Below are 15,367 nucleotides of genomic sequence, written 5' to 3'. Positions count from 1 at the left end.
GACTTGCGGAATGATCGACCTCGCACTCCTCCGCGATAACCCGGAGATCGTCCGCCGTTCGCAGGCTGCCCGTGGCAACGACCAGAGCACCGTCGACGTCGCACTCGAGGCCGACCGATCGCGCCGCTCTGCGCTCGCCGCATTCGAGGAGCTGCGTGCGGAGCAGAATGCGTTCGGCAAGCAGGTCGCGAAGGCGCCCAAGGAGGAGAAGGCGGCTCTGGTCGCGCAGGCCAAGGACCTCGCCGACCGCGTCAAGCAGGCCCAGCAGGCGGCGAACGAGGCGGCCGAGGCCGCGGCCGTCGCGCTCGCCCGGATCGAGAACGTCGTCATCGACGGTGTCCCTGCCGGTGGTGAGGCCGACTTCGTGGAGCTGCGCCGCGTGGGCGACGTCCCGGCGTTCGACTTCGAGCCGCGCGACCACCTGGAGCTCGGAGAGCTGCTCGGCGCGATCGATATGGAGCGCGGGGCCAAGGTCTCCGGAGCGCGTTTCTACTTCCTGCGCGGGATCGGCGCCCGCCTCGAGATCGCGCTCATGAACCTCGCCCTCGACAAGGCGCTCCAGAACGGCTTCGTGCCCCTGATCACGCCGACCCTCGTGCGCCCCGAGATCATGCAGGGAACCGGCTTCCTCGGCGAGCACGCCGACGAGGTCTACCACCTCGACAAGGATGACGATCTGTACCTGGTCGGCACCAGCGAGGTCGCCCTCGCCGGGTACCACAAGGACGAGATCGTCGACCTCGCGAGCGGTGCCCTCCGCTACGCCGGCTGGTCCACCTGCTACCGCCGCGAGGCGGGTTCGCACGGCAAGGACACCCGGGGCATCATCCGCGTGCACCAGTTCAACAAGCTGGAGATGTTCGTCTACACCACGGCCGAGGACGCCGAGGCGGAGCACCTGCGGCTCGTCGCGCTGCAGGAGGAGATGCTGACCTCGCTCGGACTCGCCTACCGGGTGATCGACGTCGCCGCAGGAGACCTGGGGTCGAGCGCAGCCCGCAAGTACGACATCGAGGCATGGGTGCCCACCCAGGGCGCGTTCCGGGAGCTCACCTCGACCTCGAACTGCACGACCTATCAGGCCCGTCGGCTGGACGTCCGGTACCGCCCCGCGGCGGAGGAGGGCGGCACCGCGCCGAAGACACAGCACGTCGCGACGCTCAACGGCACGCTCGCGACCACGCGCTGGATCGTCGCCCTGCTCGAGACGCATCAGCAGGCAGACGGCTCGGTACGGGTCCCCGAGGTCCTGCGGCCCTACCTCGGCGGGCTCGAGGTGATCCGCCCGCTCGCCGACGAGCAGACGGCCCGATGACGGCGCCCTGGCTGGTCGGCCTCGACGTCGACGGGACCATCCTCCTGCAGGACGAGACGATGAGCCCCCGTGTGCCGGAGGCCATCGCTCGGGTCCGGGATGCGGGCCACATGGTCACCATCGCGACCGGCCGCAGCTGGATGGCGACCCGCCGCTATGTGGAGGAGCTCGGGCTGACCGCCGAGTACGTGGTGTGCTCCAACGGCGCCGTGACCATGCGTCGCGACGGCGACGCCTGGGAGCGCTGGCACGTCGAGACGTTCGACCCGACACCCGTGCTGGCTCTCCTCCGGGATCGGCTTCCGGACGCGCGGTACATGGTGGAGCTCGGTTCCGGACAGCGCCTGTTCACGGAGCAGCTCGACGACTGGACGCTCGACGGAGGGCGCCAGGTCGACTTCGACGAGCTCGGTGCCCTCCCCGTCTCCCGCATCGTCGTCGTCTCACCCGGTCACGATGAGGACGACTTCCACCGGCTTGTCGCCGACGCGGGCCTCAACGAGGTGTCCTACGCGATCGGCTGGACAGCCTGGCTGGATATCGCCCCGCAGGGTGTGGACAAGGGCACGGCGCTGGAGCGGGTTCGCGACGAACTCGGCCTTGACGCCGCGCGGGTCCTCGTGGCGGGCGACGGGCGCAACGACATCGGGATGTTCGGCTGGGCGCAGCGCGGCGGCGGTCGCGCCGTGGCCATGGGTCAAGCCCCCGCCGAGGTGAAGGGCGCCGCGGGCGAGATCACCGCGGACGTCGAGCAGGGAGGCCTCGCGGACGCCCTGGACACGCTTCCAGCGCCTGCCCAGGTCGACGCGGGAGAATAGAACTCGGCTAGACTCGCGCCTGGTCGGCAGATGTTGCCGTCGGGAGGGTTGTCCGAGCGGCCGATGGAGCTGGTCTTGAAAACCAGTGGGCAGAGATGTCTCGTGGGTTCGAATCCCACACCCTCCGCTTCCTGAACGCGGTACCCCGCCGCGCTGAATTCCGAAAGGGTCCGAGTGAGCGAGAACACCCGCCGCCGCCGCACCGTGGCACGCCATGGTCAGCTGCGCTCGCCCGGTCCGATCAGCCAGCTGCTGAAGTTCCTCGCGATCGGCATGGCGGTGGTGCTCGTCAGCGGAATCGGCGTCGCGGCCTACTTCTACCTCGACTTCTCCAACACCGTCTCGGCGAACGCCGTCGACCTCGACGGGCAAGAAGACCTGCCGCCGGACATCGGTGAGTACAAGGGTGGATTCAACCTCGTCCTCACCGGTGTCGACACCTGTGAGGACGACTACAAGCAGTACTTCGGCGACCGGTGCACCGGCGGCGACGCCGAGGGCACGCTCAACGACGTGAACCTTCTCGTGCACGTGTCCGAGGAGCCGCGGCGGATCACCGTGGTCAGCTTCCCGCGTGACCTCATGATCCCGATCCCGTCCTGTGAGGACGAAGACGGCAACGCCACCGCCGCGATGAGCAAGCAGCCCCTGAACGTGGCGTACACCGACGGCGGACTGAACTGCGTCGTCCGCACGATCTCCGCCCTCACGGACCAGGAGGTGCAGTTCGCCGCCTCCGTGACGTTCGGCGGCGTCATCGAGATCACCAACGCGATCGGCGGCGTCGACGTCTGCCTCGCGAACCCGATCCGCGACCGCTACACGGGACTCGACATGGCCGCCGGTACGCACACCGTGCAGGGCCTCGAAGCTCTGCAGTTCCTGCGCACCCGTCATGGCGTCGGTGACGGCAGCGACCTCGGCCGCATCGGCAACCAGCAGCAGTACATGTCAAGCCTGGCCCGCAAGCTCATCAGCGGCGAGGTGCTGGGCAACGTGCCGGTGATGCTGAGACTCGCCAACACGGGCATTCAGAACCTCGAGACGAGCACGTCGCTCGCCGACCCGATGATGATCGTGCAGATCGCGCTCGCCGTGAAGTCGGTGCCTTTCGAGGACATCGTCTTCGTGCAGTATCCGACCCTGACGGACTGGGACGACCCGAACAAGGTCGTGCCGAACGACGAGGCCGCCGCCGCTCTCTGGGACGCGATCGAGGCCAACGCCCAGTTGCAGATCACCCACGAGAACACCAGCAACGACGGCGTCGTCGTGGAGGAGCCGACGACTCCGACCGAGCCGACTGAGCCCACCACGCCGACGCAGGAGGCCACGCCGGCTCCGACGACCGCTCCGGATGTGGTGGCCCTGCCCGATTCGATCAAGGGCAACTCCGCCGCGCAGCAGACCTGTTCGAACGGCAACGTGCGCTGATCGGGCTCAGGCGCTCCGCGGGCGGTAGACCGTCGGCGGATGCGTTGCCGCCACGAGAGTACGAAGCTCCGAGAGGCCGGCCGGCGCCGCCCCCAGAGCCCGCGCCTGGACGAGGACGTTGCCGAGGGCGGTCGCCTCGACAGGCCCGGCCAGGACGGGAAGCCCGGTGCGGTCCGCCGTCGCCTGACACAGCAGCCGGTTGAGAGATCCGCCGCCGACGAGGTGGACGACCTCGAGGGACTGGCCGGAAAGGCGGCCCGCCGTGCGGACAGCGTCGGCGAAGGCCGCAGCGATGCTCTCCACGACCAGCCGGACGAAGGCTGGACGATCGGTGGGCGCGACGGCACCGTGTGCGTGCAGGAGGCCCGCGATACGCGTCGGCATGTCCCCGGGGGCCGACAGCGAGGGGTCGTTCGCGTCGAACACGGCGGAGGGCGGCGCCGCGGCGGCCGCCTGGTCGAGAAGCCCGGACAGGTCGATGGCCTTGCCGTCTTCGCTCTCCCACGCGCGCACGGTCTCGCTGAGGAGCCAGAGACCGGTCACGTTGTGCAGGACGCGGAACCGACCGTCCACACCGCGTTCGTTGGTGAAGTTCGCTTTCCTGGCCGCGTCCGTGAGGATCGGCTGCGCCTTCTCCACACCGACCAGCCCCCAGGTGCCGCAGGAGATGTACGCGGCGCGGGCCGACGTCATCGGAACGGCGGCCACCGCCGACGCGGTGTCGTGCGAGCCGACCGCGATCACCGGCAGATCGGCGCCGATGCGCTCCGCCACCTCCGGGCGCAGCCGGCCGATGACCGTGCCGGGATCGACGAGGTTCGGCAGGAGGGAGGCGTCGATCCCGAGACGGGTCGCGAGCGCCACATCCCAGGTGCCGGTCTTCACGTTCAGCAGCCCCGTCGTCGAGGCGTTGGTCCGTTCGGCGACGCGGGCGCCGGTGAGGAGGAAGGCGAGGAGGTCCGGGATGAGGAGCGCGGTGTCGGCGTCGTGCCGGAGCTCGTCCGCCCGGAGCTGGTAGAGCGTGTTGAACGGGAGGAACTGCAGGCCGTTCCGCGCGTGGAGGTCGTCGAAAGGGACGAGGGCGTGCACCTCGTCCACCCCGCGGGCGGTGCGGTCGTCGCGGTAGTGGAACGGCTCCGCGAGCAGCTCGTCGGCGCGGAGGAGGCCGTAGTCGACCGCCCACGAATCGATCCCGATCGCCTCGATGCCCGGTTCCCGGTGGACCGCTTCGGCCAGGCCGTCGAGGACATGAGCGACGAGCGCGTCGAAGTCCCAGTGCAGACCGTCGGCGCGGGCGACCGGGCCGTTCGGGAAACGGGACACCGGCTCGAGCTCCAGGACGCCCTGCCCCACGCGGCCGATCATCACGCGTCCGCTCGTGGCGCCGAGATCCACCGCCGCGACCGCACGGACATGCCGTGCGGTCGCGGGCGAGCGGTCGTCGGTCATCGCAGGAACGCCGCGGCGACGCCGGAATCGACGGGGATGTGCAGGCCGGTGGTGCGACTCAGCTCCGGACCGGTCAGCACGTACACGGCGTCCGCGACGTTCTCCGGCACGACCTCGCGCTTGAGGATCGTGCGGTTGGCGTAGAACTGGCCGAGGTCTTCTTCCTTGACGCCGTACGTGGCCGCCCGATTCGCCCCCCAGCCGGAAGCGAAGATGCCGGAACCGCGGACCACGCCGTCGGGGTTGATGCCGTTCACCCGGATGCCGTGCTCGCCGAGTTCCACAGCGAGCAGTCGCACCTGGTGCGCCTGGTCGGCCTTCGTCGCCGAGTACGCGATGTTGTTCGGGCCGGCGAAGACCGAGTTCTTGGAGGAGATGTAGATGATGTCGCCGCCGAGCCCCTGATCGATGAGCACCCGAGCCGCCGCCTGCGAGACGAGGAACGAGCCTTTCGCCATCACGTCGTGCTGGAGATCCCAGTCCTTCTCGGTCGTCTCCAGCAGCGGCTTCGACAGCGAGAGGCCGGCGTTGTTCACGACGAGGTCGAGGCCGCCGAACGCGAGCACCGCCTGGTCGATCGCGGCCTGCACCGCATCGGCGTCGGCGACGTTCGCGGCCACGCCGATCGCCACGTCGTCGTTCCCGAGCTCGGCGGCCGCGGCCCTGGCCTTGTCCAGGTCCAGGTCGGCGACGACGACGCAGGCGCCCTCCGCGGCGAGGCGGGTCGCGATGGCCTTGCCGATCCCGCTCGCGGCACCGGTGACGAGGGCGATGCGGCCCTGGTGGGACTTCGGCTTCGGCATGCGCTGCAGCTTCGCCTCCTCCAGTGCCCAGTACTCGATGCGGAACTTCTCGGCGTCGGAGATGGGGGAGTACGTGGACAGCGCCTCGGCACCGCGCATGACGTTGATGGCGTTCACGTAGAACTCGCCGGCGACCCGAGCGGTCTGCTTGTTCGCCCCGTAGGAGAACATGCCGACGCCGGGCACGAGGACGATCAGCGGATCCGCGCCGCGGATCGCGGGCGACTCGGCCGTGGCGTGGGCGTCGTAGTAGGCCTGGTAGTCGGCGCGGTAGGCGGCGTGGAGCTCCCGCAGCCGTGCTGTCTGCTCCTCCACGGTCGCCGTGACAGGGAGGTCGAGGAGGAGCGGCTTGACCTTGGTGCGCAGGAAGTGATCGGGGCAGCTCGTGCCGAGGGCGGCGAGGGCCGGGGCCTTCTCGGAGGCGAGGAAGTCGAGGACCACGTCGCTGTCGGTGAAGTGACCGACCATCGGCTTGTCCGTCGACGCGAGCCCGCGGATGGTTCCGGCGAGGGCGGCCGCCCGCGCGCGGCGCTCCGGCTCCGGCAGGGCCTCGAAGCCCGAGCGCGTGCCGCCGAACGGTTCGGGGGCGCCGTGATCCGCGATGTAGGCGGCGGCGGTGTCGATGATCCAGACGGAGTTCGCCTCCGCCTCCTCGGAGGAATCGCCCCAGGCGGTGATGCCGTGGCCGCCGAGGATCGTGCCGATGGCCTGCGGGTTCGCCGCCTTGATCTCCGCGATGTCCAGCCCAAGCTGGAAGCCCGGGCGGCGCCACGGCACCCACACGACCCGGTCACCGAAGATCGCTCTCGTGAGCTCCTCGCCGTCGGCGGCGGTGGCGATCGCGATGCCCGAGTCGGGGTGGAGGTGGTCCACGTGTGGGGCGTCGACCAGGCCGTGCATCGCGGTGTCGATCGAGGGGGCGGCGCCGCCCTTGCCGTGGAGGCAGTAGTCGAAGGCGGCGACCATCTCGTCCTCCCGCTCGACGCCCGGATAGACGTCGACGAGCGCGCGCATGCGATCGAGGCGGAGGACGGCCAGGCCGTTCTCGGTCAGCGTTCCGAGGTCCCCGCCCGACCCCTTGACCCAGAGGAGCTCGACCGGCTGCCCGGTCACGGGGTCGATCTCGCTGCCCTTGGCGGACGTGTTGCCGCCGGCGTAGTTCGTGTTCTTGGGGTCGGCGCCCAGGCGGTTGCTCCGCGCAAGCAGTTCGGCGGCGGTGGGGTTCGTCATGCGAGTCCTCGGTTCGTGAGTGGAGATGCCCGGTCAGCGGGGGGAATCAGGGGAGTTGCAGGATCCGATCCGCGAACCGATCGATCGTCGCGACGAATGCGGATTCCTCAGGGCGATTGAGGTGACCGTGGGTGGTGTTCGGCTCGACGAGGGCTGTCACATCGACGCCGGCGGCGGTGAGGGACCGGGCGAACGCCTCTCCGGAGACGCGAAGTTCGTCCGTCTCGTCGTTGATCATGATGGTGGGGGGAAACGTCACGAGTGCGGTGGGGGCTGCCATGCCGGGGATGGCATAGACGTCGGCCGTGTCAGGGTCACCCCCGACGTAGTTCTCATACATGCCGCGCACGAAGTCGGGGGTGAAGACGTCGGCGGAGGGATCTTCATCGAGCAGGGCGCGCAGGTCCGCGTCGGGAGCGGCCTGCACCGCCTGCAACGTCGGATAGGCGAGGACGGTGAGTGCGGGAATGTCAGTGCCCTCGTGGGCGAGGCGAAGCGCCGCCCCGGTCGCAAGGTTGCCGCCCGCGCTGGCTCCGCCGATCGCCCATCCTCGCGAGGCGACGTCTGACGTGGCGGCCCAGCGGAACGCGGAAACCATCTCGTCGTGCGGGACGGGATAGTGCACGCCGCCGCGCTCGTCTGCGCCCAGGCGTGTGCTCCACTCGGTTGTCATCGGGGCGAGGGCGTAGTCCACGCTCACGACCGCGATTCCCCGATCTGCGAACGCCCGTGCGACGGCGTCGGCCTCCGGCATGTCGATGTCACCGCCCGCGAATCCGCCGCCGTGAGCCCACACCAAGCCGTGACCGCTCGGCGACTCCGGAGAGTAGACGCGCACGCGCAGCGGCCCGTGCGGCCCGTCGAGAACGTGATCGTGGATGTCGTACGCGCTCATCCGGTCAGGCCCCCCACCCGGCCTGCACGCCGCCCACGCGCTCCTCCGCGATCCGCTGCCCGTACCCGGAGGCCGCGTAGGCCGCCATCGGGTCGGCGGGGAGACCCCGTCCCTCTCGCCATTCGGCCAGCGCCGAACGGACGTCGGTGGAGAAGGCGTCCATGAAGACGGCGTGCGCCGTCAGCACGTCCCCGCTGCGCTGCGCGGTCGTCAGGGCTTCGCGGTCGACGAGCAGCGCCCGCGCTGTCATCTCCTGCACGTTCAGCACGGAGCGGATCTGTCCGGGGATCTTGTCCTCGATGTTGTGGCACTGGTCCAGCATGAAGGCGACGTCGGGGTTGTTCAGCCCGCCGCCCCGGATCACCTCGAACAGGATCCGGAACAGCTGGAACGGGTCGGCGGCACCGACGATGAGGTCGTCGTCCGCGTAGAAACGGGAGTTGAAGTCGAACGAGCCGAGCTTCCCGAGGCGCAACAGCTGCATCACGATGAACTCGATGTTGGTCCCCGGCGCGTGGTGGCCGGTGTCGAGGCAGACCATCGCCTTGTCGCCGAGGGCGGTCACCTGCACGTAGGACGTCCCCCAGTCCGGGACATCGGTGTGGTAGAACGCGGGCTCGAAGAACTTGTATTCGAGCACGAGGCGCTGGTGGTCGCCGAGGCGCGCGTAGATCTGCTGCAACGAGTCGTGCAGGCGATCCTGCCGTCCGCGCAGGTCGGCCTGCCCGGGGTAGTTCGACCCCTCCGCGAGCCAGATCTTCAGGTCGCGGCTGCCGGTGGCGTCCATGACTTCGATGCAGGCCAGGTGGTGATCGATGGCCTTGCGGCGGACGGCCGCATCCTCGTGGGTGAGGGCGCCGAACTTGTAGTCGTCGTCCTGGAAGGTGTTGGAGTTCACCGTGCCGAGGGAGACGCCGTGGTCCTCGGCGTGACGGCGCAGGTCGTCGAACGAGTCGACGACGTCCCACGGGATGTGCAGCGCCACGGTCGGGGCGAGCCCGGTGTGGGCGTGGACTTGCGCGGCGTCCGCGATCTTCTCGTACGGGTCGCGGGGCGTGCCGGGAGTGCTGAACACCTTGAACCGGGTCCCGGAGTTGCCGAACGCCCAGCTGGGCAGCTCGATGCTCTGCTTCTCGAGCGCGGCGAGGATGTCGGGGGTGAGGATGCTCACGATGCACGGCCTTCGTTGTCGGTGGCGGGTGTGGCGCTCTCGCCGGCGGCGGCGAGCTGGTCTTCGAGGTGGAACACCTCGGTGAGAGGGGTGGCGGCCTGATCGGGACGGCCGTCGAGATCGAGGAAGAAGGGGGCCATCTCGGCTTCCCAGCGTGCGGCGACGGGGGAGGCGGCGAGGTAGGCCTGCCCGGCCGCATCGTCATCGGTCTCGTAGTAGCCGAAGAGCACGCCGCCGGCACCGAGGAAGAGACTGTAGTCGCGCCGGCCGGCGGCCGCGATCTCGCGGAGCATCTCGGGACGCACCGGCGTGTGGCGGGCGAGGTACTCGGACAGCAGCTCGGGCTTCACCTGAAGCTGGAAGGCGACGCGGGTCATGCGATTCCTCTCGGAGGTCCGGCCGGCGCCCGCGGGGAGCGCCGGCCGGAGGGCGACTCAGAAGTCGAAGTCGCCGATGTTGTCGGCGTCGAACACGAACGGGTCGCCCAGCAGGACGACGCCGTCGGCGCCGACGGTGTACTCGCCGAGGTCGCCGGCCTCGAAGGTGTCGCCTTCCTCACCGGTGATGTCACTCGCGATCAGGGCCTGCGCGGCGTAGGCGGCCAGGTAGCCGAGGTCGGCCGGGTTCCATAGCGCGAAGGCGGTGACGGTGCCGTCCTCCACGTACTCGCGCATCTGGTTGGGCGTGCCGAGCCCGGTCAGCGCGACCTGGCCCTGGAAGTCGGACGTCGACAGGTAGCGCGCCGCGGCGGCGATGCCGACCGTGGTGGGCGAGACGATGCCCTTGAGGTCGGGGTGGGTCTGCAGCAGCGCGGCCGTCTTGTCGAACGACGTCTGGTCGTCATCGTCGCCGTAGACCGTCTCCACGATCGTGATGTCGGGGTACTCGCTGGCGACGTACTCCTCCATCAGCTCGATCCAGGCGTTCTGGTTCGTGGCGTTGGCCGAGGCGGAGAGGATGGCGATCTCCCCGGCGCCGCCGATCTGCTCGGCGATGAGGTCGATCTGCACCTTCGCGATGCCCTCGGAGTCAGCCTGGTTGATGAACAGGTCACGGCAGTCGGTGTTGGTGTCGGAGTCGAAGGTGACGACCTTGACCCCGGCGTCCCTGGCCTCGTTCAGCGCGTCGCAGATGGCCTGCGGGTCGTTGGCCGAGACGACGAGGGCGCCGACCCCCTGCTGCGTGGCCGTGTTGATGTAGCTGACCTGGGCGTCGGGCGTGGCCTCGGCAGGGCCGACCTCGGAGAACGTGCCGCCGAACTCCTCGACGGCCTTCTTGCCGCCTTCGCTGGACGTGTCGAAGTACGGGTTGCCGAGGTTCTTGGGCAGGAAGGTGATCGAGGCGTCCGCCCCGTCGCCGCCGCCGTCTCCTCCGCCGTCGGTGGAGCCGGCGCAGCCGGTCAGTGCGACCGCCGCCGCCACCGCGAGGGCGGCGAAGGCGGTGACACGCTTGCGTGCAAACGTCATTGTTCGTTCCTTTCGTCGGGAGATGCCGCGGATGCGGCGTCCATCGGTGCCTTCGTCGCTGTGGCGGCACCGGCGGGGGGTCTGCCCGGTCGGCGGCGTGCCTTCTGCAGCCAGGCCAGGAAGCTTGCGGCCACCACCGAGATCACGAGGAGCGTGCCGGTGATGATGTTGATGACGTCGGAGGTGACGTTCACCAGGCGGAGCGCACTCGCGAGCGCTCCGATGAGGAAGGCGGCGGCGATGACGCCGTAGATCTTGCCCCGACCCCCGAACACCGACACCCCTCCGAGCACGACGGCCGCGATGACCTGGAGCTCGAGGCCGGTGGCGTTGTCGCCCCGGGCGCTGCCGTAGCGGAGCGTGTAGAAGATGCCGGCGAAGGCGGCGACCGCTCCGGACAGCACGAACAGGATCAGCTTCGTACGCTCGACGTGCACACCGGAGAAGTGGGCCGCGTCCTTCGACAGGCCGATCGCGAAGACCCCGCGACCGAACGGCGTGAAGTGCAGAAGGACCGAGAAGATCGCGACGAGCACGAGGAACGGGATCGTGATGACGGGGATGGGCGTGCCCGCGATCTTCGCCTTGGCGAGATCCGTCCAGAACTCCGGGAAGTCGGTGACGGCCGCGGTGCCCAGCAGCCCGACGGCGAGGCCGCGGAAGAGCGCGAGCGTGCCGATGGTGACGGCGAGCGAGGGCAGCCCCACCACCGTCACGAGGAAGCCGTTGAACGCTCCGCCGACCACGCCCACGACGAGGGCGGCCAGGGCCGCGAGCTCGAACGGGATCCCCGCCTGCACCAGTGCGCCGGTGACGACGCTGGACAGGCCCACCATGCTGCCCACCGAGAGGTCGATCTCGCCGGTGATCATGATGAGGGTCATCGGCAGGGCGATCAGCAGGATCGGCGCGATGTCGAGCAACAGGTAGGTCAGCGTGATGGGCTGTCCGAACCCGCGGATGCTGGAGGCCGAGACGATCGCGACGAGGAGGAGCAGGCCGACGATCGCGGCCTCGCGCGTGAGCAGCAGTCGGCGCCACAGGGGCTTGTCGTAGTCGCGGATGACGCGGGTGGTCGCGGTGACGGTCGCGGTGGTCATGATTCGTCCCTCGCCTCGATGAGCCGCCGTCTCTGCCGCACCGCGAGCACGCGGTCGAGCACGATGGCGCCGATGATGAGCAGGCCGACGACGGCACGCTGCCAGAAGTCGGGGATGCCGAGGATCGGCAGAGCGCGGTTGATGGTCAGCAGCAGGACGGCGCCGATCGCCGCGCCCCACACCGAGCCGATGCCGCCGGTGATCGCGACGCCGCCGATGACGGCCGCGCCCACCGCGTCGAGCTCCCATCCCGCTCCCGCCTGGGAGTTGATGGTGCCGTAGCGGGCCGCGTAGAAGACGCCGGCGAGTCCGGCGAGAGCTCCGGAGAGGACGAATGCGGTGAGCACGCGACGGGTGACCTGCAGGCCGTACAGCTCGGCCGCCGCCGGGTCGGAGCCGATCGCGTAGAACTCGCGGCCGCCGCGGGTGTTCTTCATGTACCAGGCGGCGACGGCGAGCACGACGACCGCGACGATTGCGAGGATCGGGATGCCGAGAAGCTGCCCTGTGCCGAGGGCGAGGAAGTCGCGCGGCATGTCGGACGCGTTCACGCGGTCGCTGCCGGTCCACAGCACGTTGATGCCGCGATAGGCGTAGAGGGTGCCGAGGGTGATGACCATCGCCGGCACCTTGGCGTAGGCGACGAGCGCGCCGTTGATGAGACCGAGGAGGGCGCCGAGCACCACGGCGGCGATCACGACCAGCACGATCGGGATACCGGGGATGTCGATGAAGAGTCGTCCGGTCAGGTAGGCGGTCAGGCCCATCACGGACCCCACGGACAGGTCGACGTTGCGCGTGATGAGGACGATGGCCTGTCCCACCGCGACGAGCACGAGGATCGACGGCGTCAGCAGCAGGTCGCGCCAGCCGTCGGCGCTGAACAGGAACTTCGGGTTGTTGAGGGTCGCGGCGGTGACCACGAGCACGAGCGCGAGGAGGATGCCGAACTCACGGGCCCTGCCGAGACCGGAAATGCGCTTGGTGAGCGCGGAGACGGGGATGGCGGTGGTCACGAGCTGAGCTCCGATGCGTGCGTCGCGGCGAACATGACGTTCTCGGAGGTGGCCTCCGAGCGGGGGATCTCGGCCGTGATGCGACCCTCGCGCATCACGAGCACGCGGTCGGCCATGCCGAGGACCTCGGGCAGCTCGGATGAGATCATCAGGATCCCCATGCCCTGACCGGCGAGCTGGGACAGCAGACGGTGCACCTCGGACTTGGTGCCGACGTCGATGCCGCGGGTGGGCTCGTCGATGAGGAGCACCTGCGGCTGCGTCGCGAGCCACTTCGCGAGCACGACCTTCTGCTGGTTGCCGCCGGAGAGCGTGGCGGCGACGGTGTCGAGCGCATGTGTCTTCACCTCCAGCCGCGAGGCCCATTCCCGGGCGGCACGGTTCTCCATCGCGGAGGTGAGCAGGCCGAGGCGGGCGAGGCGGCGACGGATCGCGAGGGTGATGTTGCCGCCGACGCCGGCTTCGATGACGAGGCCCTGCTTGCGGCGATCCTCGGGGACGAGGGCGAGCCCGGCGCGCATGGCGTCCACCGGGCGGCGGGCGCGGATGCGATGCCCCTGCATGTGCACGCTGCCCTCGCGGTAGCCGTCCACGCCGAAGACGGCGCGGGCCACCTCGCTGCGTCCGGCACCGACGAGGCCGGCGAGCCCGACGATCTCCCCGGCCCGGACGGAGAAGGAGATGTCGTGGAAGAGGCCAGGGCTGGTCAGTCCTTCGACCTCGAGCAGCGGCTCGCCGATCGTCGTCTCCTGCTTCGGGAACAGCTCGGACACCTCGCGGCCCACCATCTGATGGACGAGTTCGTCGACGGTGGTCTCGGCGATCGCGGAGGTCGCGATGTACGCGCCGTCCCGCATGACCGTGACGGTGTCGCACAGTGCGAACACCTCGTCGAACCGGTGCGAGATGAAGATGAGGCCACGGCCCTCGTCGCGCAGGCTCCGGGCGATCGCGAACAGCCGCTCCACCTCGACGCCGGAGAGCGCCGCGGTGGGCTCATCCATGATGAGCAGCGTGGCGTCGAGGGAGACGGCCTTGGCGATCTCGATGACCTGCTGGTCGGCGATCGACAGGCCCTCGGCGGGGCGGTCGGGGTCGATCGTGACGCCGAGGCGGGTGAAGAGGCGCTCGACCTCGTGGCGCATGGCCTTGCGATCGATCCGCCCGAACCGCCCGACCGGCTGGCGGCCCATGAAGATGTTCTCGGTGACGGAGAGATCGGGGAAGAGCGTCGGCTCCTGGTAGATGACCGCGACGCCGGCCGCCTTCGACTGCGCGGTCGAAGTGAAGTCCACGTCCTCGCCGCGAAGCCGGAAGACTCCGCCATCGCGCTGATAGAGGCCGGCGACGATCTTCACGAGGGTCGACTTGCCGGCACCGTTCTCGCCGACGAGCGCGTGGATGGAGCCGGGGTGGACGGCGATGGTGCCGGAGCGCAGGGCGATCACCGACCCGAAGGCCTTCTGGACGTCGGCGAGCTCGAGCACGGGCGCCGTCGTGGGTGAGGACATCATTTCTCTCTCCATTGAGGGAATGAATCGTTTCAAACCCTGATGGAGATGAGACTAAGGGCTGTATTGACGCGTGTCAATACGGCGTGAGAGTCTGAGTCGATCCCCGCCGATGAGTCGTTTCAGCAGCGGGAACCGGAGGGAGGGCGCCATGGCCGTCAGCGTGCGGGAGGTCGCCGAGGACGCGGGTGTCTCCGTCGGGACCGTGTCGAACGTGCTCAACCGGCCGGAGAAAGTGGCGACGGAGACGGTCGCCCGGGTGCAGGCATCCATCGACCGCCTCGGATTCGTGCGCAACGACGCGGCGCGGCAGCTCCGTGCCGGGCGCAGCCGCACGATCGGGCTCGTCGTGCTCGACATCCGGAACCCGTTCTTCGCCGAGGTGATCCGCGGGGCTGAGGAGCGCGCCGACCAGCACGGACTCTCCGTCCTCGTCGCGAACAGCGACGAGAAGCAGGAGCGCGAGGCGATGCACCTGGACCTCTTCGAGGAGCAGCGGGTGACGGGTGTGCTCGTCACCCCGGTGGCGGAGTCCCTGCCGCGGCTGGTGCGGATGCATGAGCGCGGGACGCACGCCGTCCTCGTCGACCGGGAATCGCAGGATGAGCGGTTCGCCTCGGTCGCCGTCGACGACGTCGAGGGTGGCCGCATCGCGACCGAGCACCTGCTCGCGGTCGGCCGTCGCCGGATCGCCTTCGTCGGCGGGCCGGTCGCGCTGCGCCAGGTCTCCGACCGCCTGGGCGGCGCGCAGGCCGCGGCGGCCGCGGCGGGGATCGGATTGGAGTTCATCCCGACCTCCGCACTCACCGTCGAGGAGGGACGCCGGGCCGGTGCGCAGATCCTCGACCGGGCCCCCGAGGATCGGCCGGACGCCGTCTTCGCGGCCAACGATCTCCTGGCCCTCGGCCTCCTGCAGAGTCTCGTGATGACCGGGGACGCCCGGGTTCCCGAGGACATCGCGCTCGTCGGCTACGACGACATCGACTTCGCCGCGGCCGCCGTGATCCCGCTCAGCTCGGTGCGGCAGCCGGCCGCGCTGATCGGCTCCACCGCGGTCGACCTGCTGCTACGGGGCCAGGACGACGTGGCGCCTGCTCCGGAGCACGTGCTGTTCCGGCCGGAGCTCGTCGCCCGCCGCTCGACGACCGGAGAGTGACCG

At 69.7% G+C, this 15,367-nt stretch carries 13 protein-coding genes and 1 tRNA gene; 5 read left to right on the top strand and 9 right to left on the bottom strand.

The features are described 5' to 3' along the window. The first annotated feature begins 10 nt into the window (after positions 1 to 10). The 4 genes from serS (at position 11) to CYL12_RS09675 (ending at position 3,567) form a co-directional block, all read left to right on the top strand. Complete coding sequence (gene serS, locus CYL12_RS09690) at positions 11 to 1,315, top strand: serine--tRNA ligase (RefSeq protein ID WP_101847423.1); 1,305 nt, start codon at positions 11 to 13, stop codon at positions 1,313 to 1,315. Further along, positions 1,312 to 2,133, top strand: coding sequence for an HAD family hydrolase (locus CYL12_RS09685; RefSeq protein WP_101847422.1), 822 nt, complete (start codon positions 1,312 to 1,314; stop codon positions 2,131 to 2,133). Before serS ends, CYL12_RS09685 begins: the two co-directional genes overlap by 4 nt. 42 nt (positions 2,134 to 2,175) lie before the next feature. Further along, a tRNA-Ser gene (locus CYL12_RS09680) sits at positions 2,176 to 2,260 on the top strand. Positions 2,261 to 2,307: 47 nt separating this feature from the next. Then, positions 2,308 to 3,567, top strand: a complete 1,260-nt coding sequence (locus CYL12_RS09675) for an LCP family protein (RefSeq protein ID WP_101847421.1) — start codon at positions 2,308 to 2,310, stop codon at positions 3,565 to 3,567. Positions 3,568 to 3,573: 6 nt separating this feature from the next. Here CYL12_RS09675 and CYL12_RS09670 read toward each other — a convergent pair whose 3' ends face one another. Genes CYL12_RS09670 through CYL12_RS09630 form a run of 9 tightly spaced genes read right to left on the bottom strand, consistent with a single transcriptional unit; the run spans position 3,574 to position 14,211 of the window. Then, positions 3,574 to 5,016, bottom strand: a complete 1,443-nt coding sequence (locus tag CYL12_RS09670) for a rhamnulokinase (protein ID WP_101847420.1) — start codon at positions 5,014 to 5,016, stop codon at positions 3,574 to 3,576. Then, the gene (locus CYL12_RS09665) at positions 5,013 to 7,049 is read right to left on the bottom strand and encodes a bifunctional aldolase/short-chain dehydrogenase (protein ID WP_101847419.1); all 2,037 of its coding nucleotides are present in this window, start codon (positions 7,047 to 7,049) and stop codon (positions 5,013 to 5,015) included. The genes CYL12_RS09670 and CYL12_RS09665 overlap by 4 nt, the downstream gene beginning before the upstream one ends. Positions 7,050 to 7,095: 46 nt before the next feature. Next, positions 7,096 to 7,944, bottom strand: a complete 849-nt coding sequence (locus tag CYL12_RS09660; protein ID WP_101847418.1) for an alpha/beta hydrolase fold domain-containing protein — start codon at positions 7,942 to 7,944, stop codon at positions 7,096 to 7,098. Positions 7,945 to 7,948: 4 nt separating this feature from the next. Continuing rightward, positions 7,949 to 9,115 carry an L-rhamnose isomerase gene (gene rhaI / locus CYL12_RS09655; protein WP_101847417.1) on the bottom strand — a complete coding sequence of 389 codons (1,167 nt, stop codon included), beginning with the start codon at positions 9,113 to 9,115 and terminating at the stop codon, positions 7,949 to 7,951. Continuing rightward, positions 9,112 to 9,492, bottom strand: a complete 381-nt coding sequence (locus CYL12_RS09650) for an L-rhamnose mutarotase (protein WP_101847416.1) — start codon at positions 9,490 to 9,492, stop codon at positions 9,112 to 9,114. The genes rhaI and CYL12_RS09650 overlap by 4 nt, the downstream gene beginning before the upstream one ends. A 57-nt stretch (positions 9,493 to 9,549) precedes the next feature. Further along, a complete protein-coding gene (gene rhaS / locus CYL12_RS09645; RefSeq protein WP_101847415.1) occupies positions 9,550 to 10,581 on the bottom strand; it encodes a rhamnose ABC transporter substrate-binding protein in 1,032 nt (343 codons plus the stop codon). Continuing rightward, entirely contained in the window at positions 10,578 to 11,681 is a 1,104-nt protein-coding gene (locus CYL12_RS09640) for an ABC transporter permease (RefSeq protein WP_101847414.1), read from the bottom strand. Before CYL12_RS09640 ends, rhaS begins: the two co-directional genes overlap by 4 nt. Beyond that, positions 11,678 to 12,697, bottom strand: a complete 1,020-nt coding sequence (locus CYL12_RS09635) for an ABC transporter permease (RefSeq protein WP_233486700.1) — start codon at positions 12,695 to 12,697, stop codon at positions 11,678 to 11,680. The genes CYL12_RS09640 and CYL12_RS09635 overlap by 4 nt, the downstream gene beginning before the upstream one ends. Further along, entirely contained in the window at positions 12,694 to 14,211 is a 1,518-nt protein-coding gene (locus tag CYL12_RS09630; protein WP_101847413.1) for a sugar ABC transporter ATP-binding protein, read from the bottom strand. Before CYL12_RS09630 ends, CYL12_RS09635 begins: the two co-directional genes overlap by 4 nt. 148 nt (positions 14,212 to 14,359) lie before the next feature. On the opposite strand from CYL12_RS09630, the gene CYL12_RS09625 reads away from it, so the two are divergent. Next, positions 14,360 to 15,364: a LacI family DNA-binding transcriptional regulator gene (locus tag CYL12_RS09625; RefSeq protein WP_101847412.1), complete on the top strand. Its 1,005-nt coding sequence runs from the start codon at positions 14,360 to 14,362 to the stop codon at positions 15,362 to 15,364. Positions 15,365 to 15,367 lie beyond the last annotated feature (3 nt).

Origin of the sequence: Zhihengliuella sp. ISTPL4 (genome assembly GCF_002848265.1) — a bacterium.
Lineage (GTDB): Bacteria > Actinomycetota > Actinomycetes > Actinomycetales > Microbacteriaceae > Microbacterium.
The sequence above is the reverse complement of the archived record's forward strand: the minus strand, read 5'-3'. Positions and strand labels throughout refer to the sequence as shown.

Bases quoted from the DNA above. Each gene is read 5' to 3' on its own strand.
- serS (WP_101847423.1), top strand. From the start codon at position 11: ATGATCGACCTCGCACTCCTCCGCGATAACCCGGAGATCGTCCGCCGT.
- CYL12_RS09685 (WP_101847422.1), top strand. From the start codon at position 1,312: ATGACGGCGCCCTGGCTGGTCGGCCTCGACGTCGACGGGACCATCCTC.
- CYL12_RS09670 (WP_101847420.1), bottom strand. From the start codon at position 5,016: ATGACCGACGACCGCTCGCCCGCGACCGCACGGCATGTCCGTGCGGTC.
- CYL12_RS09665 (WP_101847419.1), bottom strand. From the start codon at position 7,049: ATGACGAACCCCACCGCCGCCGAACTGCTTGCGCGGAGCAACCGCCTG.
- CYL12_RS09660 (WP_101847418.1), bottom strand. From the start codon at position 7,944: ATGAGCGCGTACGACATCCACGATCACGTTCTCGACGGGCCGCACGGG.
- CYL12_RS09650 (WP_101847416.1), bottom strand. From the start codon at position 9,492: ATGACCCGCGTCGCCTTCCAGCTTCAGGTGAAGCCCGAGCTGCTGTCC.
- rhaS (WP_101847415.1), bottom strand. From the start codon at position 10,581: ATGACGTTTGCACGCAAGCGTGTCACCGCCTTCGCCGCCCTCGCGGTG.
- CYL12_RS09640 (WP_101847414.1), bottom strand. From the start codon at position 11,681: ATGACCACCGCGACCGTCACCGCGACCACCCGCGTCATCCGCGACTAC.
- CYL12_RS09630 (WP_101847413.1), bottom strand. From the start codon at position 14,211: ATGATGTCCTCACCCACGACGGCGCCCGTGCTCGAGCTCGCCGACGTC.
- CYL12_RS09625 (WP_101847412.1), top strand. From the start codon at position 14,360: ATGGCCGTCAGCGTGCGGGAGGTCGCCGAGGACGCGGGTGTCTCCGTC.